The organism is Methylobacterium sp. 1973 (genome assembly GCF_040545035.1).
In the GTDB taxonomy this organism is placed as follows: domain Bacteria; phylum Pseudomonadota; class Alphaproteobacteria; order Rhizobiales; family Beijerinckiaceae; genus Methylobacterium; species Methylobacterium fujisawaense.
Map to the genome: position 1 here is coordinate 311,122 of NZ_JBEPLA010000003.1, position 26,401 is coordinate 337,522.

At 69.6% G+C, this 26,401-nt stretch carries 30 protein-coding genes; 19 read left to right on the plus strand and 11 right to left on the minus strand.

The window, feature by feature from the left end; genetic code table 11:
• Positions 1-125 precede the first annotated feature (125 nt).
• The gene (locus tag ABIC70_RS08430) at positions 126-1,745 is read left to right on the plus strand and encodes a gamma-glutamyltransferase family protein (protein WP_354439442.1); all 1,620 of its coding nucleotides are present in this window, start codon (positions 126-128) and stop codon (positions 1,743-1,745) included.
• Positions 1,746-1,749: 4 nt separating this feature from the next.
• On the opposite strand, the gene ABIC70_RS08435 is transcribed toward ABIC70_RS08430, so the two are convergent.
• The 8 genes from ABIC70_RS08435 to ruvA form a co-directional block, all read right to left on the minus strand.
• Positions 1,750-2,718 (minus strand): hypothetical protein, encoded by a 969-nt coding sequence (locus tag ABIC70_RS08435; protein ID WP_043380310.1) that lies wholly within the window; start codon positions 2,716-2,718, stop codon positions 1,750-1,752.
• 75 nt (positions 2,719-2,793) lie between these two features.
• Complete coding sequence (locus ABIC70_RS08445) at positions 2,794-4,101, minus strand: DUF817 family protein (protein WP_502915961.1); 1,308 nt, start codon at positions 4,099-4,101, stop codon at positions 2,794-2,796.
• Positions 4,102-4,130: 29 nt separating this feature from the next.
• Positions 4,131-4,784 (minus strand): alpha-ketoglutarate-dependent dioxygenase AlkB, encoded by a 654-nt coding sequence (locus tag ABIC70_RS08450; RefSeq protein ID WP_075381514.1) that lies wholly within the window; start codon positions 4,782-4,784, stop codon positions 4,131-4,133.
• Entirely contained in the window at positions 4,785-5,423 is a 639-nt protein-coding gene (locus ABIC70_RS08455; RefSeq protein ID WP_354439443.1) for a 2,3-bisphosphoglycerate-dependent phosphoglycerate mutase, read from the minus strand.
• Between the two features lie 17 nt (positions 5,424-5,440).
• A complete protein-coding gene (gene dapB, locus ABIC70_RS08460) occupies positions 5,441-6,238 on the minus strand; it encodes a 4-hydroxy-tetrahydrodipicolinate reductase (protein WP_354439445.1) in 798 nt (265 codons plus the stop codon).
• Positions 6,239-6,349: 111 nt separating this feature from the next.
• Positions 6,350-6,847, minus strand: coding sequence for a bacterioferritin (gene bfr, locus ABIC70_RS08465; RefSeq protein ID WP_043380322.1), 498 nt, complete (start codon positions 6,845-6,847; stop codon positions 6,350-6,352).
• Between the two features lie 44 nt (positions 6,848-6,891).
• Positions 6,892-7,164: a (2Fe-2S)-binding protein gene (locus ABIC70_RS08470; RefSeq protein WP_078947121.1), complete on the minus strand. Its 273-nt coding sequence runs from the start codon at positions 7,162-7,164 to the stop codon at positions 6,892-6,894.
• A gap of 192 nt (positions 7,165-7,356) precedes the next feature.
• Entirely contained in the window at positions 7,357-7,974 is a 618-nt protein-coding gene (gene ruvA / locus ABIC70_RS08475) for a Holliday junction branch migration protein RuvA (protein WP_043352190.1), read from the minus strand.
• A gap of 133 nt (positions 7,975-8,107) precedes the next feature.
• On the opposite strand from ruvA, the gene ABIC70_RS08480 reads away from it, so the two are divergent.
• The 6 genes from ABIC70_RS08480 to obgE all read left to right on the plus strand — a co-directional run bounded on the left by ABIC70_RS08480 (position 8,108) and on the right by obgE (position 12,327).
• Positions 8,108-8,740 carry a YceI family protein gene (locus tag ABIC70_RS08480; RefSeq protein WP_342140763.1) on the plus strand — a complete coding sequence of 211 codons (633 nt, stop codon included), beginning with the start codon at positions 8,108-8,110 and terminating at the stop codon, positions 8,738-8,740.
• Between the two features lie 331 nt (positions 8,741-9,071).
• Positions 9,072-9,566 (plus strand): hypothetical protein, encoded by a 495-nt coding sequence (locus ABIC70_RS08485; protein ID WP_354439446.1) that lies wholly within the window; start codon positions 9,072-9,074, stop codon positions 9,564-9,566.
• Positions 9,567-9,757: 191 nt separating this feature from the next.
• Complete coding sequence (gene rplU, locus ABIC70_RS08490) at positions 9,758-10,072, plus strand: 50S ribosomal protein L21 (RefSeq protein ID WP_010683509.1); 315 nt, start codon at positions 9,758-9,760, stop codon at positions 10,070-10,072.
• Positions 10,073-10,158: 86 nt separating this feature from the next.
• The gene (gene rpmA, locus ABIC70_RS08495; protein WP_043352185.1) at positions 10,159-10,425 is read left to right on the plus strand and encodes a 50S ribosomal protein L27; all 267 of its coding nucleotides are present in this window, start codon (positions 10,159-10,161) and stop codon (positions 10,423-10,425) included.
• 187 nt (positions 10,426-10,612) lie between these two features.
• A complete protein-coding gene (locus tag ABIC70_RS08500) occupies positions 10,613-11,209 on the plus strand; it encodes a GNAT family N-acetyltransferase (RefSeq protein WP_053609419.1) in 597 nt (198 codons plus the stop codon).
• Positions 11,210-11,298: 89 nt separating this feature from the next.
• Positions 11,299-12,327, plus strand: a complete 1,029-nt coding sequence (gene obgE / locus ABIC70_RS08505; RefSeq protein WP_043754988.1) for a GTPase ObgE — start codon at positions 11,299-11,301, stop codon at positions 12,325-12,327.
• A gap of 84 nt (positions 12,328-12,411) precedes the next feature.
• Here the strand turns inward: obgE and ABIC70_RS08510 are convergent, their stop codons facing one another.
• Positions 12,412-13,602 (minus strand): cupin domain-containing protein, encoded by a 1,191-nt coding sequence (locus ABIC70_RS08510; protein WP_043358091.1) that lies wholly within the window; start codon positions 13,600-13,602, stop codon positions 12,412-12,414.
• Positions 13,603-13,895: 293 nt separating this feature from the next.
• Between ABIC70_RS08510 and proB the strand changes: the two genes are divergently transcribed.
• The 10 genes from proB (at position 13,896) to ABIC70_RS08560 (ending at position 23,543) form a co-directional block, all read left to right on the plus strand.
• Positions 13,896-15,011 carry a glutamate 5-kinase gene (gene proB / locus ABIC70_RS08515; RefSeq protein WP_043358093.1) on the plus strand — a complete coding sequence of 372 codons (1,116 nt, stop codon included), beginning with the start codon at positions 13,896-13,898 and terminating at the stop codon, positions 15,009-15,011.
• A 158-nt stretch (positions 15,012-15,169) separates the two neighbouring features.
• The gene (locus ABIC70_RS08520; protein WP_354439449.1) at positions 15,170-16,468 is read left to right on the plus strand and encodes a glutamate-5-semialdehyde dehydrogenase; all 1,299 of its coding nucleotides are present in this window, start codon (positions 15,170-15,172) and stop codon (positions 16,466-16,468) included.
• Positions 16,469-16,487: 19 nt separating this feature from the next.
• Positions 16,488-17,162 carry a nicotinate-nucleotide adenylyltransferase gene (locus tag ABIC70_RS08525; protein WP_354439450.1) on the plus strand — a complete coding sequence of 225 codons (675 nt, stop codon included), beginning with the start codon at positions 16,488-16,490 and terminating at the stop codon, positions 17,160-17,162.
• 57 nt (positions 17,163-17,219) lie between these two features.
• The gene (rsfS, locus tag ABIC70_RS08530) at positions 17,220-17,609 is read left to right on the plus strand and encodes a ribosome silencing factor (protein ID WP_075381505.1); all 390 of its coding nucleotides are present in this window, start codon (positions 17,220-17,222) and stop codon (positions 17,607-17,609) included.
• Positions 17,610-17,624: 15 nt separating this feature from the next.
• Complete coding sequence (rlmH, locus tag ABIC70_RS08535; protein WP_043754982.1) at positions 17,625-18,119, plus strand: 23S rRNA (pseudouridine(1915)-N(3))-methyltransferase RlmH; 495 nt, start codon at positions 17,625-17,627, stop codon at positions 18,117-18,119.
• Between the two features lie 6 nt (positions 18,120-18,125).
• Entirely contained in the window at positions 18,126-19,493 is a 1,368-nt protein-coding gene (locus ABIC70_RS08540; RefSeq protein ID WP_091994723.1) for a murein hydrolase activator EnvC family protein, read from the plus strand.
• Complete coding sequence (locus tag ABIC70_RS08545; protein ID WP_043358098.1) at positions 19,493-20,833, plus strand: S41 family peptidase; 1,341 nt, start codon at positions 19,493-19,495, stop codon at positions 20,831-20,833. Before ABIC70_RS08540 ends, ABIC70_RS08545 begins: the two co-directional genes overlap by 1 nt.
• Positions 20,834-21,004: 171 nt before the next feature.
• On the plus strand, positions 21,005-22,240 hold the full coding sequence (locus ABIC70_RS08550; RefSeq protein WP_354439452.1) for a divergent polysaccharide deacetylase family protein: 1,236 nt from the start codon (positions 21,005-21,007) through the stop codon (positions 22,238-22,240).
• Between the two features lie 94 nt (positions 22,241-22,334).
• Positions 22,335-22,889, plus strand: coding sequence for an RNA pyrophosphohydrolase (locus ABIC70_RS08555; protein WP_053609424.1), 555 nt, complete (start codon positions 22,335-22,337; stop codon positions 22,887-22,889).
• 24 nt (positions 22,890-22,913) lie between these two features.
• Positions 22,914-23,543, plus strand: a complete 630-nt coding sequence (locus ABIC70_RS08560) for a DUF2939 domain-containing protein (protein ID WP_043754973.1) — start codon at positions 22,914-22,916, stop codon at positions 23,541-23,543.
• Between the two features lie 97 nt (positions 23,544-23,640).
• Here the strand turns inward: ABIC70_RS08560 and ABIC70_RS08565 are convergent, their stop codons facing one another.
• Together ABIC70_RS08565 and ABIC70_RS08570 are read right to left on the minus strand one after the other, a co-directional pair.
• On the minus strand, positions 23,641-24,006 hold the full coding sequence (locus ABIC70_RS08565; RefSeq protein WP_043358110.1) for a hypothetical protein: 366 nt from the start codon (positions 24,004-24,006) through the stop codon (positions 23,641-23,643).
• A 24-nt stretch (positions 24,007-24,030) separates the two neighbouring features.
• Positions 24,031-24,459 carry a response regulator gene (locus tag ABIC70_RS08570; RefSeq protein WP_043380355.1) on the minus strand — a complete coding sequence of 143 codons (429 nt, stop codon included), beginning with the start codon at positions 24,457-24,459 and terminating at the stop codon, positions 24,031-24,033.
• Positions 24,460-24,666: 207 nt separating this feature from the next.
• Here ABIC70_RS08570 and ABIC70_RS08575 point away from each other — a divergent pair, with 207 nt between their 5' ends.
• Positions 24,667-25,341, plus strand: coding sequence for a YoaK family protein (locus tag ABIC70_RS08575; RefSeq protein ID WP_354439453.1), 675 nt, complete (start codon positions 24,667-24,669; stop codon positions 25,339-25,341).
• Positions 25,338-26,351, plus strand: coding sequence for a WD40 repeat domain-containing protein (locus ABIC70_RS08580; protein WP_354439455.1), 1,014 nt, complete (start codon positions 25,338-25,340; stop codon positions 26,349-26,351). The genes ABIC70_RS08575 and ABIC70_RS08580 overlap by 4 nt, the downstream gene beginning before the upstream one ends.
• Positions 26,352-26,401 lie beyond the last annotated feature (50 nt).

Genomic DNA, 26,401 nt, shown 5'->3' on the forward strand with positions numbered 1-26,401 from the left:
GCGCGGGTCCTCGGGCCCGCGTTTTTCGTTTGGCATGCATCCCGGGCACGCCTTCACCGGCGCCGGATATCCTGTATGCCAAGTGCCGCGGGAGCAGATCCGCTGCCGAGGCCGGGAACAGTGCCATGAAGCCGTTCGACTGGGTGACCGGGTATCCGTCCCTGCGCATGCCGATGTTCGGGCGCAACTGTGTCGCCACCTCGCACGCGCTGGCAGCACAGGCCGGCATCCAGATGCTCCAGGCCGGCGGGAACGCGGTCGACGCCGCGATCGCCACGGCGGCGGCCAAGACCGTGACCGAGCCATGCAGCAACGGCCTCGGCTCCGACGCCTTCTGCATCCTGTGGGACGGGAAGGCGCTGCACGGCCTCAACGCCTCGGGCGGGGCTCCGGCCGCTTGGAGCCCGGACTACTTCCTGCGGAAATACGGTGCGGCGGAACGGACGCCGATGCGCGGCTGGGATTCGGTCACCGTACCGGGGGCGGTGGGCGCCTGGGTCGCGCTCAGCGAGCGCTTCGGCCGCCTCCCCTTCGCCGATCTGATGCAGCCGGCGATCCGCATCGCCGAGCGCGGCTATCTCGCGCCGGTCGTCGTGCAGCAGAAATGGGCGGCCGCCGCCGGGATCGAGGCGATCACCCGCCAGCCGGGCTTCGCTGAGTTCTTTCTGCCGCGCGGCCGAGCGCCGGATGTCGGCGAGCTGGTGACCTTTCCCGGCGCCGAGCGGACCCTGCGGCGGATCGGCGAGACCAAGGGCGAGGCCTTCTACCGGGGCGAGATCGCCGAGGCGATCGCCGCGCACGCGCGGGCCCATGGCGGCGCCATGACGGCCGCCGACCTCGCGGCGTACCGCCCCGAATGGGTGACGCCGACCGCCAAGGATTACCACGGCTACACGCTGCACGAGATCCCGCCGAACGGCCAGGGCATCGCGGCACAGATCGCGCTCGGCATCCTGGAGCAGTTCGACCTCGGCAGCCTGCCGGTGGACGGACCGGAGGCGCAGCACCTCCAGATCGAGGCGATGAAGCTCGCCTTCAGCGACACCTACCGGTACGTCGCCGACCCGCGCGGGATGGAGGTGACGCCCGAAGCCATGCTGGACCGCGCCTATCTGGCGGAGCGCGCCAAGCTGATCGACCGGAACCGCGCCCAGGTCTTCGGCCCCGGCAAGCCGCCCGCGGGCGGCACGATCTACCTCACCGCCGCGGATGAATCCGGGATGATGGTGAGCTTCATTCAGTCGAACTTCATGGGCTTCGGCTCGGGCGTGGTCGTTCCAGGCTGGGGGATCTCCCTGCAGAACCGCGGCTACGGCTTCGTGCTCGATCCTGCGAGCCCGAACGTGGTGGCGCCGGGCAAGCGCCCGTTCCACACCATCATTCCGGGCTTTCTCACCCGGGACGGCGCGCCGGTGATGAGCTTCGGCGTGATGGGGGGCAACATGCAGCCGCAGGGCCATGTCCAGACCCTGGTGCGGATGATCGACCACGGCCAGAACCCGCAGGCGGCCTGCGACGCGCCGCGGTGGCGGGTGAACGAGGGTCTCGACATCAACGTCGAGGCGGCGATGCCGCGGGCGACCCTGGACCGCCTGAAGGCCCTCGGCCACCGGCTCGAGGTGATCGAGGACAGCTACCAGGATTTCGGCGCCGGCCAGTTCATCTGGCGGATGGGCGATCCGGCGGTCGAAGGCTACGTGGCGGCGAGCGACCCGCGCCGCGACGGGCAGGCCGCCGTGTGGTGAGGCGCTACTTCACCTGCACGCTGTCCACGACCTGGCGGAACTTGGCGAGGACGCCGTCGCGCTGATCCTGCCGCACGACACCGAGGGCGCGGAGATAGCCATCCGGCGCGAACCGGATGGTCTGCATGACGACCACCGGTAGGTTGGTCGGCTGGTCGAGGGCGCGGGCCACGATCTCGTGCCAGTCGACGCCGTTCGAGCGGTAGCTCTGGGCCCGCTCGATGACGAAGTCCTTCATGGTCTGGTTCGAGGCCAGGGCGGCGCGGGCGAAGCCGTCCCGCTGCTCGGCCGAGGGCGGCTGCTGCACGGCCTGGGCGAGGACGAGGATCGGCTGCTCCAGATTCTGCATCTGGTCCTTGGGGCCGCTGGTGAGGAGGATCGAATTGCCGGCCATCACCCGCACCGGCCGAAAGCCCGCCATGTCGGCGATGCGGAAGGGCAGCGCGTCGACCTGCTGGGTCAGCGTCAGCGCAGGCCGGAGGGTGACGCCGGTCACCATCTTGCGCATCGAGGCCTCGGTCTCGGCGTCGGGCAGCGCCTGGGCGATGATCAGTCCGGTCACGCTCGGCGTACCGACCACGAGAATCCACTTCCGGATCGCCGGAGCGGACGAGGCCGGATCGGCGGGCTGCTCACCGGTGTAGAGCATGCCCTCGTTGTCGCCGATCTTGACCTCCTCGCGCTTCTCGACCGCGAAGCCCTGGCTCAACAGGTTGGCGTCGGTGAAGCCGCTGACGAGTTCCGCGAAGGCGTTCGCGGGCAGCTCGACGACCGACACGGTCGCGCCCCCCTCCTTCCGCTCGAAGCCCGAGAAGCGCCGCGACAGCGACATGTCGGCCGGCGGATCGAAGCCGAAGCGCGAGCCCGGCGGGTAGACAGGATCTCCGGCCCAGGCCGCGGAGCCAAGGCTCACCGCAAGCGCGGCAGCGCCGAGAACCCGTCCGAGACGCAGCGTCAGGTTGCGCATCCGCATCGAAAACCGGTTCTCCTCGTGGACCCAACTTGGGGTTAGTCCGCCCGCGATGGGTCTGCCCGGCGACCTGATCTGTCAAGCCGGCAATGCCGCGCGCCTGCGATCACGATGAAAGGAAACCGCCAACGCCGCCGTGACGGCGATCCCGACGGCGTAGGCGCAGAGATTCCACGGGGAGACGAGTGTGCCGAGGAGGAGCTGGCCCGGCAGGGTTGCCCGGAAGGCGTCGAGCGCCGGGGTATGAACGAGACGGCTCGCTTCGATGAGCCCGGCGCCGAAGAAGGCGGCGATCATGCAGGTGCGCAGATCCCAGCCGGCCGGTCGCAGGGCGGCCACCAGCAGGAACAGCATCGCTCCCCAGAGGATGCCGCCGCCGTAGTGGTGAACCGCGAGCGGCAGGTTCCACGCCGGCACGCGCAGCAGCAGCCCCAGCCCGATCACGGCGGCCGCGAGGCCGAGATGGGCTGCCCGGGCCAGCGGCAGATCCATCCGCGCGGGCGCCGGCGTCGCGGCCGGCCCGATCGCGATGCCGTTCACCCGGGCGACCAGGGTGTAGGAGACGATCATCAGCAGGAACCACGACGAGAGCTTGGCCACCGGGACGAGGGACCAGTGCTGCCGCTGGTTCGGGTAGAGCCACGTCCCGGAGAGGGTCCCCAGGTTCTCCGCTAACCAGATGAACAGCGCGACGAGCAGCAGGCCGAGCAGCAGCGGCATCGCGCGGTGTGCGCGCCAGACCTTGAAGTACACGGTCGCGGGGGCGAAGGCCGCGAACGCGATCCCGATGAGGCCGAAGCGCAGATCGACGCCGAGATGATCGGTGAGGAAGTTGACGTAGATCGCAATCGACAGGAGCGAAAGCAGGCGCAGGCTCGGATGCCGCGTGAACCGGAAGTCGAAGAGGCGCCAGACCCGGGCGAGATAGCTGCCGACGGCCGCGTACATGAAGCCCGTGAAGAGCGGGACGCCGCCGAGCCGGAAGAGGTTCGCCTCGGGATAGATCCAGCTTCCGATCGCGGTTTTGTGGACCTCCATGGCCGTGCCGATGACGTGGAAGACCAGGATTACCCGGGCTTCCGACCACGTCTCCATCCGCGTCCGCAGCAGAATGACCTGAAGCGTCACGGCGGCGAGGAACAGGGCGTCGTACCGGGCGATCGGCGCGTGGGACGGCCAGACGAGGCGCGTGCCGAGCATCAGCGCCAGAAGCAGTCCCCCGAACAGGCAGGCCCAGCCCTGTTTCAGCCCGAACCGAACGAACTCGTAGATCGCGGCCGCGACGCGGCCCTGCGCCAGGACCGCCTCCTGAAGGCGGGCCTCGGCCGCGACGAAGCCGGCGATCGCCGGCCATTGCGCTGCCGCGCTGACCCGCTCGCCCGGCATCGCGGCCGGCCCGCATTCCGGCGATCGCTTTAGCGCCACGGCGGTGCCGGCGCCGTGACGCGCCGCAGGGTGAGGTTGCAGCGGCCGCCCGGCGGGAGGAAACCGGGATCGGCCGTCTCCGCGAGAAGGTCGCCGGCCGGGTAGAGCCGGTCGATGCCGTGGTAGATCAGGCGCGAGGGGCCGCCGATCATCAGCGCGTCGCCGGCCTGCAGGCGGATCGAGCGCGTCGGATCCGCGCGGCTCTGGCCGCCGTAGCGGAACAGTGCCGCCGCCCCGAGGGAGAGCGAGAGGACGGGCGCCGAGAAATCCGCCTCGTCGCGATCCTGATGGAGGCCCATGCGCGACCCCGGCGCGTAGAGGTTGATGAGACAGGCTTCCGGCGGCACCGGACAGTTCGCCAACACCGCCCAGGCCGCGAGGGCGGTCGGCGGCATCGCCGGCCATGGCCGCCCGGTCTCCGGATGGTCCGGCTGATAGCGGTAGCCCGCGACGTCCGAGACCCAGCCGAGGGGACCGGCATTCGACATCCGTACGGAGAACGGCTTGCCGGTGCGCGGCATCCGCGGCGTCACGGGCGGCGCTGTTTCGAGGATGGCGGCGATCTCGGCGGCGAGCCGGGCGCGGGCCGTCGCATCGAGGAAGCCGGGATGGTGGATCAGGCCGGGGGCGAGTTCCGTCGCCACTCAGCGGCCCGCGTCGACATCCTGCTCCAGCACGGTCTTCGAGGCGACCGTGGTGTCGGCGTTGAGGCGGTAGACCAGCGGGACCCCGGTCCGAATCTGGAGATCCGGCACCTGCTCCTCGTTCAGCCCATCGAGGACCATCGCCAGGGCGCGCAGCGAATTGCCGTGGGCCGCCACCAGGACCCGCTGGCCGGCCATCACCCGCGGCAGGATCGCCGCGAGGTAGTAGGGCAGCACCCGCGCGGCGGTGTCCTTCAGGCTCTCGCCGCCGGGCGGCCGCACGTCGTAGGACCGGCGCCAGGTATGGACCTGCGCGTCACCCCATCGGGCGCGGGCCGCGTCCTTGTTGAGGCCGGAGAGATCGCCGTAATCCCGCTCGTTGAGGGCCCTCTGCCGAATGATCGGAACATCCGGGAGAGCCATCTCGTCCAGGATCAGCGAGCAGGTGCGCTGGGCCCGCAACAATTCGGAGGTGAAGGCGACATCGAAGCCGTAGCCGTCCCGCTTCAACCCGCGGCCGGCCGCCCGGGCCTCGGCGATGCCGCGCTCGGTCAGGTCCGGGTCGCGCCAGCCCGTGAACAGGTTCTGGAGGTTCCACTCGCTCTGGCCGTGCCGGACGAGGACGAGGAGCCGTTCCATGGATGCACCGCTCCCGGTCACAGGCCGAGGACGTCGGCCATCGTGTAGAGCCCCGGCGGCTTGGGATGCGCCCAGAGCGCGGCCTTGACGGCGCCCGTGGCGAACAGGCCGCGGTCGGCGGCGTGGTGGCTGATCGTCAGGCTCTCGCCGGTGCCGGCGAAGATCACGTTGTGGTCGCCGACGACGCTGCCGCCCCGCAGGGTGGCGAAGCCGATATCGCCGGGCCGGCGGGCGCCGGTATGCCCGTCCCGGGTGGAGACGCGGACCGTCTTCAGGTCGACGCCGCGGCCCTCGGCGGCGGCCTCGCCCAGCATCAGCGCCGTGCCGGACGGCGCATCCACCTTCATGCGGTGGTGCATCTCGGCAATCTCGATGTCGAACTCGTCGCCCAGCGCCTTCGCGACCCGGCGGACCAGCTCGGCCATCAGGTTGATGCCGAGCGACATGTTGCCCGATTGGACGATCCGGGCATGGTACGAGGCCGCCTTCAGCTTGGCGAAATCGTCCTCGGACAGGCCGGTCGTGCCGACGACGTGGACGATGCGGGCCTGGGCCGCCAGTTCGGCGAAGGCCACCGTGGCGGCGGGCGCGGTGAAATCGAGGACGCCATCGGCAGCCGCGAAGGCCGCGAGCGCGTCATCGGTGACCGGCACGTCGAGGGGCTGGAGACCGGCGAGCAGACCCGCATCCTGCCCCAGGGCCGGGGAGCCTTGGCGCTCGATCGCCGCCGAAAGCGTACAGCCCTCAGACTGCGCCACCGCGCGGATCAGCATCCGCCCCATGCGCCCGTCGGCGCCGACCACCACGAGCCGCATTCCGTTCCCCAACCCACCTTGCTGCGCGCAGGATCCGCACCGCGCCGGTCCGTCCTGCGTCGGTGTCCGGGCTCCCCGTCTGCCGCAGGAGCGGCGGGAGCCCGGGCAACCTCACTCCTTCTCGGGGGCGATCTGCTCGAGGCCGCCGATATGCTTCTGCGCGTAGAGCGGCAGGCCGATCTGCTTGATCAGCTCAAGCTGCGTCTCGAGGAAGTCGATGTGCCCCTCCTCGTCCTCGGCCAGATCCTCGAACAGGCGCTTGGAGACCCGGTCGTTGATCGAATCGCAGTACTTCGCGGCCTCGAGATAGAGGCTGCGGGCCTCGTTCTCGGCGGCGAGATCGGAGTCCAGGATCTCTTGGACGTTCTGGCCGATCCGCAGCGGGTCGAGCTCCTGCAGGTTCGGGAACCCGTCGAGGAACAGGATCCGGTCGATGAACCGGTCCGCGTGGTTCATCTCCTCGATCGATTCCTTGCGCCAGAATTTCGCCAGCTCGACGTAGCCCCAGTCATTGAGCATGCGGAAATGCAGCCAGTACTGGCTGACGGCCGTCAGCTCGCTGCGCAGGCCGCGATTCAGATACTCGATGACCTTGGTGTCGCCCTTCATGCCCCCGTACTCCTTACCGTGCTTTCAGGCGGGGGGTAGAAGCATCAGGCCGCGACTCCCTCATCCGCAGTTTGGAACTTCACCAAACTACACGCGCTTGCGCAAGTCGTCGTGCAGGCATGGCTGCTCTCCGCCGGCGCGGCTTGGCCCAGGGCACTCTGCATGATCGCCCGGATCGTGCGGGCGCAGCGCCCGCATTTCGGGCTGCAGCCGAGGCAGGCATAGACCTGCGCGGGCGTGCGCGGGCAGCCCGGGCCGGGTGCGAGGCAGCCGCGGACCGCGCCGTCCGATATGACGTTACAAGAACAGACGATCATGCGCGCCGCAAATCCCGTCATCCCCGCGCCCGCAGCGGTCCTCGACGACCGTCCCGGGCACCTGCGCCAGTTTAGAAGAATTGAAAAGTAGCTGGCTTTTCAATGCCTTATTGGCTGCGGTCGACATGGCACCGCGGCCCGCGCGGGTCAAGGGCGTGCGATCTAAGTGCGCCCCAACGGTTCCGGGGCGCGTCAGCGCGCGAGTTCGCGCAGGCCGAGCCGGATGAGCACCTTGGCCTCCGCGCCCTCTCCCGCACCCTTGAGAGCCGCAGCGATGGCGGCGGCGGCCTGGACCTGCGGGTAGCCGAGATTGACCAGGGCGGAGACCGCATCCGCCACCGGCTGGGGGGCGGCGCCGTCCTCGACGGCTCCCGTGAGGGCAACGAGGGCGGGGTCGATCGGCGCGAAGGCCGGGGCCTTGTCCTTGAGCTCGGCGGCGAGCCGTGCCGCCAGACGCGGCCCGACCCCTGGAGCCCGGCTGATCGCGCCCTTGTCGCCGGTGGCGATGGCGCTGGCCAGCGCCTCGGGCTCCATCACCGAGAGCACGCCCAGCGCCACCCGCGCGCCGACGCCCTGCACGGTCTGAAGCAGGCGGAACCATTCCCGCTCGGCATCCGAGCGGAAGCCGTAAAGGCGGATCATGTCCTCGCGGACATGGGTTTCGATCGACAGCGAAGCGGGCTCGCCGACCTTGGGCATGCGCTGCAGGGTCCGCGCCGAACAATGCACGATATAGCCGACGCCCGACACGTCGAGGATCACGAAATCCTCGCCGAACGAGTCCACGACGCCCTTGAGCTTGCCGATCATGCCACGCCTGTCGCTGTCGCGGGATGCCTACAGAACCGCGGCGCCCTCCGCCAGACGTGCTTGAGCGCGCAGGGAGATCATGAAATCACGGGCGCCGCGCCGGCCGCGCTTGGCCGGTCACGGGGGGATGACCATGCGCGCGCCACTTCTTGCCCTGCTGGGCCTGCTGTGCTTCGGCCCGGCGCGGGGGGCGGACGATCCGTCAACGGCATCCGTTCCGGTCGCGCCGAGCGCGGATCCGACGCAGGTCCGGCCCGGGAGCTACGTGCTCGATCCGGATCACGGCAAGATCACGTGGTCTGTCTCGCATCTCGGCTACTCGACCTATTACGGCCAGTTCGCGGGTCTCAGCGGCACGCTCCAGCTCGATCCGAAGGCGCCGGAGAAGAGCCGTCTCGAGATCACCGTGCCCCTGGGCGGCGTGATGACCGGGAGCGCGCGCCTGAACGAGCACCTCGCAGCCCCGGACTTCTTCGACACGGCCAAGTTCCCGAACGCCACCTTCACCGCCACGAAGGTCGAGCCCACCAGCCCGACCACGGCGCGGATCACCGGCGACCTGAACCTGCGCGGCACGGTCCGACCCTTTGCGATCGACGCAACCTTCAATCAGGCCGGCATCCATCCGGTGGATCAGCGCTACACCGTGGGCTTCGACGGCCGGGCGGTCATCAAGCGCTCGGATTTCGGCATCAACGCCTATCTGCCGCAGCTCGGCGACGAGGTGAGCCTGCGCATCGAGGGCGAGTTCAAGGCCGCGCCCTGACGATCAGCCCGATCGGCCGACTCGGTCCGCGGAGCCGACAGCGCGGCTTCGCAACCGGCAAGGGTCCCGCACGGCGGGGCCCGGAGCCCGACGCGCCGACGCCGGGAACCGACGGTGTTTCCGGATCCGGGCTCGCCTGCGGCGCTCCGGAACGACCATGCGGATGAACGGGCGGGCGGACCCACCCGCCGAGGAGCTCGCTCATGTGCGGCGCCCCGCGGCCCCGCATGGGACCGGGTCGAGCCGCGCGATCTTCCCGGGCGGGTGACGCCTCGCCGCCGGGGGTGTAGTCAACCGCCGTCGCGGCGCCGCAGCGAAGGGATGCCCCCAGATGACGACGCTTCTCCTCAGCGGCACCCGGCCTCGTCCCGCGCATGACGGGCGTCTCACCGCGCAGGTCGGCGCCACCCTGGAGGTCTGTGCCGTGCGGCGTTCCGGTGTTTTCAGTCTTGCCCTGGTCCTGTGCTTCGCGGGAGGCGCCACGGCGCAGGTCCCCGCGCCGGCCCCCCGCGCCCCTGCGCCCGCCGCGGCGGCCTCGCCCCTCGACAACTATGCGACGGCGGCGGCGACGACCATCATCGCCGAACAGGCCTGCCCGGGCGTGCAGGTCAGGGCCGGACAGCTCACGACGCTCCGTCTCGCGGCCCGGGTCAATGCCGGACAGGAAGCGATGCTGGAGGAGAAGCTGAAGCAGCGCGCCATGCAGGTGCGCCAGCAGCTCGCCGCCGACGGTCGCGAGGCTTGGTGCTCCGAGGCTTTGGCCGCCTTCGGCCCCGAGGGCAGTGTCGCGAAGGGCGTCCTGGCGACCGGCGCCCCGATCCGCTGACGGAGCCCCGGGAGTCCGGCGCGGATTGACACGGCGGCATCAGGCCCGTAGTGACCCCGCATGGCGCGCGGCCTCTGTTTGAGGTCCGCGCGTTTCGCGTTGTCCGGGCGGAAAGCCCGCGCAATGACTTCAAACAAGAAGCCGGTCCAGGGGCAGCCGCCCCGGAGGCCGTTCGAGAACACGAGAGAACGATGTTCGCAGTCATCAAGACGGGCGGTAAGCAGTACCGCGTCGCCGCCAACGACACCATCACCATCGCCTCCCTGGCGGGCGAGGCCGGCGAGGCCGTGACCTTCGGCGAGGTCCTCCTGTTCGCCGACGGCGCGGGCGCGACCCAGGTCGGCGCCCCGACCCTGTCGGGCATCAGCGTCACCGGCGAGATCGTGCGCCACGGCCGCGACAAGAAGGTCATCGCCTTCAAGAAGCGCCGCCGGCAGAACTCGCGCCGCAAGCGCGGTCACCGGCAGGACCACACGGTCGTCCGCATCACCGGCATTTCGGCCTGACGCACGCCAGACGCTGGGCGCGTGAGGATCCCTGAGGGTCCGATCCGCGACCGCATCCAAGCCCATCAGATTTCGGAGTTCATCCCATGGCACACAAGAAGGCAGGCGGCTCGTCCCGCAACGGTCGCGACTCGGAAGGCCGGCGCCTCGGCGTCAAGAAGTTCGGCGCGGAAGCCGTGATTCCGGGCAACATCATCGTGCGTCAGCGCGGCACCAAATGGCATCCCGGCGCCAATGTCGGCATGGGCAAGGACCATACGCTCTTCGCGCTGGTACCGGGCCATGTCCGCTTCGAGACGCGCCGCGGGCGCGCCTTCGTGGCCGTAACCCCGCTGGCCGAGGCCGCGGAATAAGAGGCGGGCGCCTTTAGAGGCGAAGCTGGCGTCCCGCCCGGTGTCCCACACCGGACCGGAGACGTCGTTGCCGAGCCCCTGACGGGCCGGTTCGGACGGAACACCCGGGGAGGATGGGACGCCATCCTCCCCTTCGTCGTCTTGAGGCGGTGTCCCGGAGCCGGGAACGCCGCCCTGCGAGGGCACGATGTTCCCCGATCTGACCCGTGATGACGTTTTCCGGATCGAGACGCGGCGGCTGTGGCTGCGCTGGCCGACCGCCAAGGACAGGGACGCGATCCTGAAGCTGGCCGGTGATCCGTCTGTCGCCGCGATGCTGGCGCGGGTGCCGCACCCGCTTCCGGCCCCGGTGGTGGATGCGTTCCTGCTGCAGGCGCGCGCGCAGAACACCGCCGGGTCGGCCCTCACGCTCGCCCTCGCGCCGCGGGCGGCGCCCGGCAGCCTCATCGGTGTGATCAGCATCGAGGGGCGGACCGAGGGGCCGCCGGAACTCGGCTACTGGCTCGGGCAGCCCTATTGGGGCAGCGGCCTGATGGCCGAGGCCGTGACGGCTCTGTGCCACGCCTTCTTCGCCTATACCGGCGGGATGGAACTGGCTGCGTCGGCCCGCACGGTCAACCCGGCGTCCCGGCACGTTCTGGAGACCTGCGGCTTCGTGCAGGCCGGCAGCGCGACTCGGCCCTTCCCGGCGCGCGGCGCGGATCTGCCGGTCGATCTCTTCAGCCTCGACCGGCGGCGCTGGCAGGACCCGCCGTCGGAGCTGGCGATGACGCGGGCCGCCTGAGGCGGCCTTACGGCGCCGGGGCTGGCCGGCCGCCGTCGACAGGGTGATGGTGCGGGTCGCGAATCCGCACCCGACAAAGGATTCAGGTCGTGAAATTCCTCGACGAAGCCAAGGTCTATGTCCGCTCCGGTGACGGCGGTCCCGGCTGCGTCTCGTTCCGGCGGGAGAAGTTCATCGAGTTCGGCGGGCCGAACGGCGGCGACGGCGGCCGCGGCGGCGATGTCTGGGTGGAGTGCGTCGAGGGGCTCAACACCCTCATCGACTACCGCTACCAGCAGCACTTCAAGGCCAAGAAGGGCGAGCACGGCATGGGCTCGAACTGCCACGGCGCCAACGGCGCCGACACGGTCCTGAAGGTCCCGGCCGGCACACAGATCTTCGCCGAGGACGGCGAGACGCTGCTCGCCGACCTGACCGAGGTCGGCCAGAGGATCCGCCTCGCCAAGGGCGGCAATGGCGGCTTCGGCAACGCCTATTTCACGACATCGACCAACCGCGCCCCGAAGCACGCCAATCCCGGCCTGGAAGGCCAGGAGATGTGGATCTGGCTCCGGCTCAAGCTGATCGCCGATGCCGGCCTCGTCGGCCTCCCGAATGCCGGCAAGTCGACCTTCCTGGCGAGCGTCACCGCCGCGAAGCCGAAGATCGCCGACTACCCGTTCACCACCCTGCATCCCGGCCTCGGCGTGGTGCGCTCGGACGGGCGCGAATTCGTGCTCGCCGACATCCCGGGCCTGATCGAGGGCGCGCACGAGGGCGTCGGCCTCGGCGACAAGTTCCTCGCCCATGTCGAGCGCTGCCGGGTGCTGCTGCACCTCGTCGACGGCACGAGCGAGCATGCCGGCAAGACCTACAAGCTGGTGCGCGGCGAGATCGAGGCCTACGGCAACGGCCTCGCGGAGAAGCCCGAGATCGTGGCGCTCTCGAAGGCCGACGCCCTCGACGCCGACACGCTCAAGAGCCAGGTGGCCAAGCTGAAGCGCGCCGCCGGCCGCGCGCCGCTGGTCCTGTCCTCGGCGAGCCGGAAGGGCGTCCCCGAGGCGCTGCGGGCGCTCCAGTCCGAGATCGATGCCAGCGCCGAGGCCGAACGGAAGCCGGTGGACGCCTGGCAGCCATAGCCGTCGACCGGTTGTCCCGAGGACGCGGCGGCCGGGACCGACAGGACCGGGTCTGGGCCCTGTCGGTCCGGATCGAGCGTCGTCTCAACCCTGCTTCAGCTTCGCGATCGTGTCGGCGGGGACGCCGGTGAAGTTGTTGGCGAGGAGGTAGTTCGGGCTCGCCTTGATCCAGGCATCGAGGTCGATCTCCTCGAACTTGCCGTTGTCCCAGGTCTGGACGATCTCGAGATCGTCGTCGCCGACGTTCTTGATCGCGTGGCCGAAGCCCATGGGGATGTAGGCGACGTCGCCGGGCTTGAACTCCGCGACCTTGCCGCGGCCGCCCGAGCCGAACAGGGCCACCTGACCCTTGCCCTTCAGGTAATAGTGCCACTCGTTGGCGTTCACGTTCCAATGGAACTTGCGCATCTGGCCCGGCCGGATCGTCATCACGCCGCCCGACATCGACTTGGACACCGGCCACTCGTCCACGGTGGCGAGGCGGAACGTGCCACCGTCGAAGTCGCGGACCGCACGCGGATCCTTCAGGAGCCGGAATTTATGGGTCGATTCCTTCGGCCAGGGCGCGTCGAGCGCCTGGGCGAGCGGGATCACCGGCCCGGCCTGGATGTAGGCCTCGCCCTTCGGGAACGCGTTCAGCGCGGCTGTCGGCAGGCCGAAATCGAGGGCCAGCATGTCCTTCGGCGACACGTCGACCCAATCGGTGATCGAGAACGTGCCGTGCTCCGAGAAGGCGCCGTTGTCGAACGACAGGATGAAGTGGCACGGCTTGTCGCCGATCGTCTGGATCGAGTGGCCGTGCCCCTTGGGGAAGAACCACAGGTCGCCCGGCTCGTAGTTGTTGATCTCGCTCGCCCCCGAGGGATCGAGGACCACGGTCTGGCATCGGCCGTCGATGACGTAAGCCCACTCGGCCGCGATGGCGTGCCAGTGCAGCTCCCGCGACGCGCCGGGATCGAGGAACATGTGCACGCCCGCGATCCCCTTGCTGATGGGAAACTGGTGGACGGTCGCCTCCTTGGCCCAGCCGCCCGACGTGATCTTGGGGACGTTGCCGTCGAGCGAGAAGTGGAAGTCCGGCATGGCGCCGACATCCTTCGGGTCGTGGTAGGCGACCGGGGCGCCGGGGGGCAGCTGCTGAACGTCCCGGCCGAAGCCGCCGGCCCCGGGCGCCCCGTGATCGGTCGCCGCGGCGGCGGCCCCCTGGGTCAGAGCGACGAGACCGCCGGCCCCGAGGGCTGCGGTCCCGAGAAACGCGCGTCGATTCGCGTCCATCTTGTCTGTGTCCTGTGTGCTGAGGTCGAGCGCGCCGGGGCTCGGTGCGGTGCAGCGTCGAACCGGCCGCCGCGCTCCCGCGCCGCAATATCGATCTTTGGCATGCCACATACTCACGACCACGTGAGGGATGAGGCCGCTCGCAGGAACGTGTGCCGCGGTCGTGCCGGCCGACGATCTGGACGCGCCGGCGGCCCGGACCGCCCGGGCGCCGCGAGCCATGTCGTCGGACGGCTGTTCAAGAGGCGGGTCTTGCTTCACACCCGGCGCAAACGCGCGTTTTCGCAAGAATCATGATCCCTGCCCTCGAAGAATTCCGCCGTGTGGTCATCAAGGTCGGCTCGGCCCTGCTGGTCGATCGCAGTGCCGGCCGCCTGCGCCACGCCTGGCTCGCGGCGCTGGCCGAGGACATCGCGGAGCTGCACGGGCGCGGCGTCGACGTGCTGGTGGTGTCCTCCGGCAGCATCGCCCTCGGCCGGACGGTGCTGGGCCTTCCGCCCGGCGCCCTGCGCCTGGAGGAGAGCCAGGGCGCGGCCTCCGTGGGGCAGATCACGCTGGCCCGCCACTGGGCCGAGGCTCTGGGCCATCACGGCATCGTGGCCGGCCAGATTCTCGTGACGCCCCAGGATACCGAGGAGCGCCGCCGCTACCTCAACGCCCGCGCCACCGTCCTGAAACTCCTGGAGATGCGCGCCGTCCCGGTCGTGAACGAGAACGACACCGTGGCGACGTCCGAGATCCGCTACGGCGACAACGACCGGCTGGCGGCCCGGGTCGCCACCATGATCGATGCCGACGTCCTGGTCCTGTTCTCGGATATCGACGGTCTCTACACCGCGCCGCCCAAGAACGATCCGGAGGCCCGCCACCTCGCCGTCGTCGAGCGCATCACCCCGGAGATCGAAGCCATGGCCGGCGGGCCGGCCTCCGAGCTGTCGCGGGGCGGCATGCGCACCAAGGTCGAGGCCGCCAAGATCGCGGCCTCGGGCGGCACCCACTTGGTCATCGCCGACGGGCGCGGGAAGAACCCGCTCAAGGCGATGATGGAGGGCGCGCGCTGCACATGGTTCCTTTCAGGCTCCACCCCGACGGCCGCCCGCAAGACCTGGATCGCGGGATCCCTGGAGCCGCGCGGCACCCTGACGATCGATTCCGGTGCCGAGCAGGCGCTGCGGAGCGGCGCCAGCCTCCTGCCCGTCGGCGTCCGATCGATCGAGGGCAGCTTCTCCCGCGGCGACGCCGTGTTGATCCGTGATCCCGCGGGACGGATCCTCGGCCGCGGCTTGGTGGCGTATGACAGCGCCGAGGCTGCGCTCATCATCGGTCACCCGAGCGCGCATATCCCGGACTTGCTCAATTATCCGGGCCGCGCCTGGATGGTGCATCGCGATGACTTGGCACTGTTCTAGAAAATGCCGATCTAAACTAATCTATTTACAATTTTCCGCTCCGATCATTGCGCCCAATCACGAGCCGGCACTCTTGTCGGACCGGTGTCGGGTGTGCAAATACGGCGCTTTCCATTGTCTGGCCGTTCCTGCGGCCGTCGCACATCGAGGACGCCAGCGTGCCCGTCCTGAACCTGAGATCGGACTTCGCCGAGGCCGATGCCCTGCCGGAGCAAATGGCGGCCATCGGCCGTCGGGCCCGCGCGGCGGCCCGGCGTATGGCGCTGGCCTCGGCGCGAACCAAGGACGGGGCGCTCAAATCGATCGCCGAGCGCATCCGGGCGAGCCGTGACGAAATCCTGAGCGAGAACGCGCGGGACGTGGCCGCCGCCCGGAGCGCGGGCCAGAGCGCCGCCCTGATCGACCGTCTCACCCTGGATCCCGGGCGGCTCGCCGGCATGGCGGATGCCGTCGAGAAGGTCGGCTCCCTGGCCGATCCGGTCGGACGTCAGCTGGCCGCCATCGAGCGGCCGAACGGCCTGCTGATCGAGCGCATCGCGGTGCCGCTCGGCGTCGTCGGGGTGATCTTCGAGGCGCGCCCGAATGTCACTGCGGACGCGGGTGCGCTCTGCCTCAAGGCCGGCAACGCCGCGATCCTCCGCGCCGGCTCGGACAGCCATCGCACGGCTATGGCGATCGCGCGGGCCATGAGCCGCGGGCTCGCCGATGCCGGCTTGCCGGAGGACGCCATCCAGCTGGTGCCGACCCGCGACCGCGCCGCCGTCGGGCTGATGCTCGCGGGCCTCGACGGTTGCGTCGATGTCATCGTCCCGCGGGGCGGTCGCGGCCTCGTGGAACGCGTCCAGGCCGAGGCGCGCGTTCCGGTCTTCGCCCATCTCGACGGCATCAACCATGTCTACGTCGCCGCAGCGGCCGACCTCGACATGGCCCGCACCGTGCTGCTCAACAGCAAGATGCGCCGAACGAGCGTCTGCGGCGCCGCCGAGACCCTGCTGGTCGACCGCGCCTGTGCCGCGACCCATCTTGCGCCGCTGGTCCAAGCGCTGCTCGAGAGCGGCTGCGCAGTCCGCGGCGATGCCGAGACGCGCGCCGTCGATCCGCGGGTGACCGCTGCCTCCGAGGAGGATTGGCATACCGAATATCTCGACGCGATCATCGCGGTGCGGGTGGTCGACGGGATCGAAGCGGCCATCGAGCATATCGAGACCTACGGCTCGCATCACACCGACGCGATCATCACCGAGGACGACACGGCGGCGACCCGTTTCCTCGCCGAGGTCGATTCGGCCATCGTCACCCACAACGCCTCCACTCAATTTGCCGATGGCGGCGAGTTCGGCTTCGGGGCCGAGATCGGCATCGCCACGGGGCGGATGCACGCGCGAGGGCCGGTGGGTGTCGAGCAGCTGACCACATTCAAGTATCGCGTCCACGGCAACGGCCAGACGCGCCCGTGACCTGCGCTGAAGGTCCGGCGTGCGGCTGACCCTGCCGCCGAGCGCCCCCGGCATGCGGATCGGCCTCTATGGCGGGTCCTTCAATCCCGCCCATCTGGGCCACCGGCACGTGACCCTCGCGGCACTGCGTCGGCTCGGCCTGGATCGGGTCTGGTGGCTGGTGAGCCCGGGGAACCCGCTCAAGAGCCGGAGCGCCCTCCCCTCGGTGGAGGTACGGTCTGCCCAGGCCCACCGCATCGCCCGTCATCCGCGGATCGCCGTGACCGGCATCGAGGCGGCTCTGGGCGTCCGCTTCACGGTCCAGACCCTGCGCTTCCTCAAGCGCCGCTGCCCCGGCGTGCACTTCGTCTGGATCATGGGGGCGGATTCTCTCGGCACCTTTCATCGCTGGAAGGGTTTCGCCGAGATCGCCCGGCTCCTGCCGATCGTCGTCATCGACCGGCCGGGTTTCACCATGACACCGCTCAGCGCCCGGGCTGCGCGGCGCTTGGCCGACGCCCGGATTCCCGAGGAGGCGGCATCGACCCTCCCGCTGCGGCCGCCGCCGGCCTGGGTGTTCCTACACGGGCCCCGTTCGAGCCTGTCGTCCACGCAGATTCGCGCAAGTACGGGGCCAAGGACGTCACGACGGACGCAAGCGCGGTTGCAATCGACGACCGATACCGCCAATTTCATGTCATCCCGCACGGCATGACGCCGCCGTGCGGCAGAACGAGGAACCAGGACTCTGCCCGAGACCAGCCGCACGGAGATGATCCGCACCCCCGTCCAAGCCCCGGTGGAAGCCGGTCAGGCGCGCTCGGACGACCTTAAGGCCCTTGCGCTCGAATGCCTCGATGACATGAAAGCCGAGGAGACGATCGCAATCGATCTGGCCGGCAAGACGTCGCTCGCCGACACGATGATCATCACCTCTGGGCGCTCGCAGAGGCATGTCGGCTCGATCGCCGACAAGATCGTTCAGGAGATGAAGAACCGCGGCTTCGGCAACGCCCGGGTCGAGGGCCTCCCGGCCTGCGACTGGGTGTTGATCGATGCCGGCGACGTGCTGGTGCACATTTTCCGTCCCGAGGTCCGCGGCTTCTACAACCTCGAGAAGATGTGGGGCGCCGACCGCCCGGTCGGGATCGCGGCCGGCTGATCCGGACCGCGGCCGATGCGCCTGATTCTGGCCGCAGTCGGACGTCTGAAGGCCGGTCCTGAGCGCGAGCTCGCCTCACGATATCGCGACCGCGCCGCGCAACTCGGTCGCGGGCTTGGCTTCGCCACTTGCGACAGCATCGAGATCGCGGAATCCCGTGCCCGTCGCGCCCTCGACCGATGTGCCGAGGAGGCGGCGGCCCTGACGGGCCACATGCCGCCTGGCGGTGTGCTGGTCGCCTATGACGAACGCGGTCGTGCCGATATCGGAAGCGAGGCGCTGGCCGAACGCGTCGCCGCTTGGCGCGATGCCGCTCGGCCGGCGCTCGTGGTGGCGATCGGGGGGCCGGACGGTCTGGACGCCTCAATTCGGACGAAGGCGGAGTTGATCCTGTCTTTCGGGGCCGCCACCCTGCCCCATGGACTCGTGCGCGTGCTCGCTCTCGAACAGCTCTACCGCAGCCTCACCATCCTGTCGGGGCACCCCTACCATCGCGGTGAGGCGGGCTGACCCCCTATGGCCATCCCTGAGATGACGGCCGGGTCGAAGTCCGCCTCAAGACGCGCGCTGCAGACGCTGACCCTGGTCGCCCTCGTCTCGATCGGCTCGGCCGCGCGGTCCGAGACGCCTCCGGCCACCGACCCCGAAGCCATTCAGCGTGCCAATGAGGAACGTGAGCGCCGGGCCGAGAATCTGAAGCGCGTCCAGGATGCGATCGCGGCCAGTGCCGGCCAGCGTTCGCAGTTCGAGTCGGAGATCGCAGCCATCGGCTCCGACCGGGCGAAGCTCGACGCCGCCCTTCTCGATGCGGGCCGACAGGCGCAGGCGACGGAAGACCGCCTGAGCCGCCTGGAGGAGCGCCTGAAGGCGATGAGCGAGAGCGAGGCAGCGATCCGCCACTCGCTGCAGGGCCGACGCGGCATCGTCGCCGAGATCCTGGCGGCGCTCCAGCGCATGGGGCGCAGGCCACCGCCGGCCGTTCTGGTGAGCCCTGAAGACGTGCTCGCGGCGATCCGGACCTCGATGCTGCTTGGCGCGGTGGTGCCGGAACTGCGCGGCGAGGTCGACACCCTGGCGGCCGATCTCGCGGAAATGATCAGGCTGCGCGGATTGATCGCGCAGGACAAGGAAGGGCTGTCCAATGACCTTGCCGGATGGGCGCGCGAACAGCAGCGCCTGCAGGCGCTGGTCGCCGCTCGCCGCGCCCGTCAGGCCGAGATCGAGAGCGGCCTCACGGCCGAGCGCCGCAGGGCCGCCGAACTCGGTGCGCAGGCCAAGAACCTGAAGGATCTGCTCGATCGCACGGAGGCAGAGGTCGCAGCGGCGAAGCGCTCCGCCGAGGAGGCCAAGGCAGCGGCCGAGCGAGAGGCGCGCATCACCCAGGAGCGCTTCGCCGCGGCCGGCTTCCGCGACCCCGCCCGATTGGCACCCAAAGTTCACTTCGCCGAGGCGCGGGGCGAAGTGCCGCGGCCGGTGAGCGGACGCGTCGCACGCGGCTTCAACCAGCCCGATGGCAATGGTGGCACCACCCGCGGCGTGTCGTTTACGACCCGTCCCAAGGCGTCCGTCTCGTCCCCGGCCGACGGGTGGGTGCAGTTCGCCGGGCCGTTTCGGTCCTACGGGCAACTCTTGATCATCAACGCTGGCGACGGCTACTATCTTTTGCTAGCGGGGATGGATCAGATCAGCGTCGAGGTCGGTCAGTTCGTGCTCGCGGGCGAGCCGGTCGGCACCATGGGCGAGAAGAGCGCAGGTCCCGGCGGGTCCGAGGGTGATCCCACCCTGTACGTCGAGTTCAAGAAGGACGGCGGCTCCATCGATCCGGAGCCGTGGTGGGCGAAGAGCCCGAACAATACGGTACTTGGCGAGAAGGTTCGCGGCTGATGCGCAAGACTTCCCTGATCATGCTCGGCGCCTTCCTCGGTGCCGGCACCTCCATGGTGGCCACCCAGACCGACTTCCTGTCGGGCCCGCGGGCGGTGGCTGCCTCGGCCGAGACCTATCGCCAGCTCAGCCTGTTCGGCGACGTTTTCGAGAAGGTCCGCACGGACTACGTCGAGAAGCCCGACGAATCGAAGATGATCGAGGCGGCCGTCAACGGCATGCTGACGTCGCTCGACCCGCATTCGAGCTACATGGACGCCAAGGCGTTCCGTGACATGCAGACCACGACGCGCGGCGAGTTCGGCGGTCTCGGCATCGAGGTCACGATGGAAGACGGCCTGATCAAGGTCGTCACACCGATCGACGATACGCCGGCTGCCAAGGCGGGGCTGCTCGCCAACGACATCATCACGCAGATCGATGACGATCAGGTTCAGGGCCTCACCCTGAATCAGGCGGTCGACAAGATGCGCGGCCCGGTGAATTCGAGCGTCAAGCTCAAGATCACCCGCAAGGAATCGAAGGATCCGATCGACGTCACGCTCACCCGCGACGTCATCAAGATCAAGCCGGTACGCTCGAAGGTCGAAGGCGGCGACGTCGCCTATATCCGCCTGACCCAGTTCAACGAGCAGACCTTCGACGGCATGCGGGCTGCGATCGACAAGCTGTCGAGCGAGATCGGGGCCGACAAGATCAAGGGCTACATCGTCGACCTGCGCAACAACCCGGGCGGCCTGCTCGATCAGGCCGTGATGGTCTCTGACGCCTTCCTGGATCGCGGCGAGATCGTCTCCACCCGCGGCCGCAATCCGGACGAGACCCAGCGCTTCTCCGCCAAGGCGGGCGACCTGACCAAGGGCAAGCCGATCGTGGTGCTCGTCAACGGCGGCTCGGCCTCGGCCTCCGAGATCGTGGCCGGCGCCCTGCAGGATCACAAGCGCGCGACCATCATGGGCACGCGCTCCTTCGGCAAGGGATCGGTGCAGTCGATCATCCCCCTCGGCGGTTCGGGCGCCCTGCGTCTGACCACGGCGCGCTACTACACGCCGTCGGGTCGCTCGATCCAGGCCAAGGGCATCGAGCCGGATGTCGAGGTCCTGCAGGAGGTCCCGGACGAGCTGAAGGGCAAGGACGAGACCAAGGGTGAGGCAGGGCTGAAGGGTCACCTGAAGCAGAAGGATACCGACGAGCGCGGTGGATCCTCCGCCTACGTTCCGCCGGATCCGGCCAAGGACAAGCAGCTGATCTCGGCGGTCGACTTCCTGCACGGAATCCAGAAGGGCGCCGCCAACGGCACGCCTTCGGCGCAGCAGCAGAAGCCCAGCCTGCCGAACTGACGGCGTTCGGAACGCCCTGACGACTCGATCCCGCCCGGCGCCGCGCCGGGCGGGATTTTCCGTTCCGGAACCGGGCATTAGCGGAACGTTAACCATAACCGCCGGCAATGGACGGAAGGATTGGCGCATTGCCGATCGGCGCAGCAATCGTGATCCCGCATCGAGAGCCGCTTGACCGAGTCCACGGACGATATCCTCACGCGCCCCCTCGGGGTGCCTGAGGCGGTGCCGGCGCAGCCCACGAGCCGGCTCGGGCAGCTGATCGCGGCTGCCCGGCGGCCCCGTATCGCTGCTGCCGCGATCGCGGCCGGCTTTGCAGTGGCAGCCGGCCTTGTCCTCGCCCTCGGGGATCCCGACGGCGGCGAACCGCGCGTGCAGGTCGCGATCGCGATGCGCGAGCCCACGATGCGTCCGGCCACACAGGCGCCTCCCACCCTGCAGCCCCAGGTCCTTGCGACTGCCCCCAGCACGGCCCCGCTTCAGCGCAGCGCCGAGGAGGTTGAGACCGCGTCCGGCGTGACGGTGGTGCGGCCGCCCGGCAGCGGTCCGAGCGATGCGGTGGTGATCCGCGTACCGCCGCCGAATGCACCGCGGCTCGTCCCGGCGCCTGATCCGCGGATCAGCGAGGCCGGACGCCACGGGCTGATGCCGAAGCTCGGCGAGGGGCACATCCGCCCGCTCGACGTCTATGCCCGCTCCGAGGAACCCGGCACCGGTCCGCGCATCGCCATCGTGGTGACCGGGCTGGGCATCGGCCAAGCCACGACGGCCGTGGCCACCGCACGCTTGCCCGCCGCCGTCAGCCTTGCCTTCCTCCCCTATGGCGGCGAGGCCGAGCACGCGGCCGCACGTGCGCGGGATGCCGGCCACGAGATCTTCCTGCAGCTGCCGATGGAGCCGTTCGATTACCCTGACAGCGATCCGGGGCCCCAGACGCTGCTGACGGCCCTGAGGGGACCGGAGAATGCCGATCGTCTTGCCTGGGCGATGACGCGCTTCTCGGGCTATGTGGGCCTCGTGAATTTCATGGGCGCCAAGCTGATGGCCGATGCGGCCTTCGAGCCGGTGCTGCGCGAGATCGGCGCCCGTGGCCTGGGGTTCCTCGACGACGGAACGGCGCCCAAGGCCGCGACGATGCCCGCCAACAAGGGCAAGACACCGATCGCCCGCGCCGAGATCGTCCTCGACACCACGCCGCGCGCCGACGCCATCGATGCGGCCCTGGCGCAGGCGGAAGCCCGGGCGCGTGCCAATGGCTTCGTCCTCGTCTCGGCGACCGGAACGGCACTGAGCGTCGACCGGATCGCCCGCTGGGCGAAGGACATCGACGCCCGCGGTCTGCGCTTGGTCCCGGCGAGCGTTGCGCTGCGCGGCGTCCGCGACAAGCGGGTCTCGACGGCAGATTGAGGACGCGCGTGATTATAGTCAGCGCAAGTAGATCCACCCCCACCGGGATCAGGAAAGACTTGCGCGGCGTTGCCGCAACGGCCACCCCTGACCTATGGTCATCTCGATGGTAACGGATTCGGACCTGGGCACCGCCCTGCCCTACCGCCCCTGCGTGGGCATCGCGCTGATTGCGCCATCGGGCGGCGTGTTCGTCGGACGGCGCAAGAAGGGTGCGGGTTCTGAGCATGTGGCCGGCCCGCACATGTGGCAGATGCCTCAGGGCGGCATCGATCCCGGCGAGGATCCCGAGGCCGCCGCGCGCCGCGAACTTTACGAGGAGACGAACGTACCGCCGGAGGCCGTGAAGCTCCTCGCCGAGATCCCCGAATGGCTCGCCTATGACCTGCCCCCGGCCGTGATGAAGCAGGCCTGGAAGGGTCGGTATCGTGGCCAGACGCAGAAATGGTTCGCCTACGGCTTCCTGGGCAGCGAGGACGTGATCGACGTGCTCAATCCCGGAGGCGGCGCCGACAAGCCGGAATTCGATGCCTGGCGCTGGGCGCAGTTCGCCGAACTTCCCGATCTGATCGTTCCCTTCAAGCGGCCGGTCTACGAGGGGGTCGTCGCGGCCTTCTCCGGTCTCGATCGATGGTCGGCGCAGCCTTGACCGCGCGGACGGGACGCTGAGGCCATGCGCTGGCTCGCGATCCCGCTCGCCCTGGCCGTCGCATGGCTTGCCTTCACCATGAGCCCGCTGTGGTCGCTCTACGACCTCGCGCAGGCGGTCCGCCGGCACGATGCCGCCTATGTCGAGGGCCATGTGAACTTCAGGACTCTGCGACTTTCGCTGGTCCGGCAGATCACCGCGGCAATGCGCACGGCATCCGAGACCGATCCTGACCTCGAGCCCCGCGACCGCCAGCGCCTCAACGACGCCGCCTACGGTCTGGCGCTTGCACTCTCCGAAACGATGGTGACGCCGGAAACGGTGATGGACCTTCTGGCCAATGGCTGGCCCGACAAGCTCGATGTCGAGCGGCCGGCCGGCGCTCATCCCGAGGGCTTGGCGATCCGCGGTTTGGGGCGGCTCGTGTCATATTATACGGCGTTGGAGATGCGGGGCTTTCGCGCCGTCGTGATCCCGATCCCGCCCGAGGGATCGCGCGCCGAGCGCACGCGCATCCGGCTGCGGCTGCGCGGGTTGAGCTGGCGCCTCGTGGATATCGAGATGGCCGATGTTCTGCGCGAGCAGATCGCCGCCAAGTTGAGCCGGGCTCTGGCCCGCGCCAAGATCGGCGCCAGCGCCGGCGAGGAGCGTTAGACGGCGGGCCCTCGACGCGTCCGGCCGACTTCCGCGCCCGCGTATTCGGGTCGACGCGGATTTGCGCCTGACCCGTGCCGTACGGAGCGGGGCATGGCTACTTCGCCGTCGGGGTGCCGCCGGCAGCCTTGGGCTGGCGCGCCTCGTTCAGGTCCTCGGCCTTCTCCTCATCGGTGTCGCCGCTCTGCTCGATGGTCTTGCTCGGGTTGGCGAGGAGCGACCGGACGATGCCGAGAAGCACCTCGCACTCACCGGGAAACTTGTAGCTCTCGAGGACGATCGCGGCATCGCGCAGGGTGCGCAGGTCGCGCACCAGCTGGGCATTGGCATCCTCGCGCAGCTCGCTCTTCTTGGCGATCGCCTCCTCGATCTGCGCGCCTTTCACGTCGCAGGCGGCTCGGGCCGGCGATGCAGCGATCGCGGCGGCGAGGGCGAAGCCGATTGCGGGAAGGGAGCGCCACATGGCGGATGTCCTCGAAGGTCCAGTTCAGACGGCATGAAGGAGCGCGGCGCGCAGGACGTCCTGCGTCAGCGCCACGAGTTGGCTCGGACGATAGGGCTTCGGCACGAACACCGAGCCTGGAACGGCCTCGCACGGCGGAAGGCAAGCCCGGCCGCCGGATGTGTAGACGACCGGGAGGTCGGGAGACAGCTCGCGGGCACAACGCGCCAGCGACAGGCCGTTCGTATTGCGGGCGAGGTCGATATCCGTGAAGAGCAGGTCGACGCTCTCGCGAGCCAGGATCGCCTCGGCTTCCCAGGCATCCGCAGCGGTGAGCACCCGATACCCTTCCTCGAGCAGCGCCTCGGCGGCCAGTTCGCACACGGTCGGCTCATCCTCGACGATCAGGATCGTGGCGGCCCGGTCCGGGACGGGCATGGACGGGCAGACGAATGCGGCGGCGAACGGAACCATGACGCAACTCCCACTCACCCGGCGGGGGCTCGATGGCCCCGGGCCGGATCGTAAGGGCAACGGCCCCTTCCGACGCGGCGTTCACCGTGTTTGCATCGAATTGCTCGGGTTTGGTGAGCGGCGCGTTAACCGCGGCCCGGCGTCCCTCAACGAAGCCGTCCGAATGGTTAACGGTTCGTTACCGCGCCGTGACGGGGAGGCCCGGTCGTGAGGCGTCCCTGGCAGCTCGGCTCCGGCCTGCTCCTCACGGGCCTCGCCGGTTATGTCGACGCCCTCGGCTTCGTGCGTCTCGGCGGCCTGTACATGTCGTTCATGAGCGGCAACACCACGCAGCTCGCGGTCCTGGGCGCCGGGGCCGAGCTGCATCGCATGATCCTGCCCGCGACCCTGATCGTCGCCTTCCTGGCGGGGTCGGTTCTCGGCAGCGGACTGGCCATCCTGGTCCCGGCCCGGTGGACGACGCCAGCGGTGCTGGCCTACGAAACCCTGCTGATCCTCGCCGGTTTGGGGCTCGGCCTCGAGTCGCCCGAGCTGGGCCTCGCGGCCTTCTTCGTCGCCTTGGCGATGGGGTCGCAGAACGCTGTCCTGGCGCAGGTCACGGGCTTCCGAGCCGGGACCACCTTCGTGACCGGGGCGCTGTTCAGCCTCGGCCAGAAGATCGCGCAGGCCCTGACCCGCACCGGCGATCCGCTGGGGTGGATCGGCGATGCTCTGGTCTGGCTGTCGCTGCTGTTCGGCGCCTTCCTCGGTGCCCACGCCTATCAGCAATTCGGCCTGTCCGCGTTGGTCGCCCCGGCGGCCGTCTCGGGCGGCCTGGCGTTGATTACCGCCTTCATGGTCTTGCGCGCCGCGCCGCCGGCCGCAAATGTCCCCCCGACATGAGCAGCGCCATCAGCAATCCCTCCCTCACCAGTCACGTCGCCGCGCTGGAGCCCGGCGAACACGTGCTTGCGACGCATTTCCTCAAGGATGTGCCGGCTCTGGCGCTGAGCGACGGCACCGTCGTCCTGGCGAAGGACGACGGCCTGACCCGCCTCGCGGCCCATCCCGACGGCGGCATCCTCGTGGCTGCCGGTGGCGGCGACCGCCTGATCACGGGCGGCGACGACGGCCGCGTGGTGGCGATCCGCGCGGATGGGACGATGGAGCCGGTCGGACTCTCCAAGGGTGGGGCGTGGATCGATGCGCTCGCCGTCCATCCCGACGGCGCCGTGGCATGGTCGGCGGGCCGCACGGTCGTGGCCCGGGACGCGAAGGGTCGCGAGAAGACCTTCGAAGCGCCTTCCTCCGCCCGCGGCCTCGTCTTCGCGCCCAAGGGGTATCGCCTCGGAGTCGCCCACTACAACGGCGTGAGCCTCTGGTACCCGAATCTGGAGACGCCCGCCGAGGTGATCGGCTGGAAGGGTTCGCATATCGACGTGACGTGGTCGCCGGATGGGCGGTTCGTGGTCTCCACCATGCAGGAGAACAGCCTGCACGGGTGGCGGCTCCAGCCGGATCGCGGCCACATGCGGATGTCGGGCTATCCCGGCAAGGTCCGCTCGATGTCCTGGTCGTTCGATGGCCATTGGCTCGCCACGAGCGGCGCCGAGGCGGCGATCATTTGGCCGTTCGACTCCAAGGAGGGACCGACCGGCAAGGCTCCGCGGGAATGCGGCGTCCGTCCGGCCCGCGTGTCCCGGGTGGCGTTCCACCCGAAGGCGCCGGTTCTGGCCATGGGCTACGAGGATGGCTGCATCCTGCTGGTCCGCTTCACCGACGCGGCCGAACTCCTGGTCCGTCCGGCCGTATCGGGCAGCGGCGTGACCGCGCTCGCCTGGGATGGCCGCGGCGGCCGATTGCTGTTCGGCTGTGCGGACGGCAAGGCGGGCTTGCTGACGCTGCCCGGCTGACACTGCCGGGCTGAAGCCTGTCGCGGCTCCGGCTGGAACCGCGACCATCG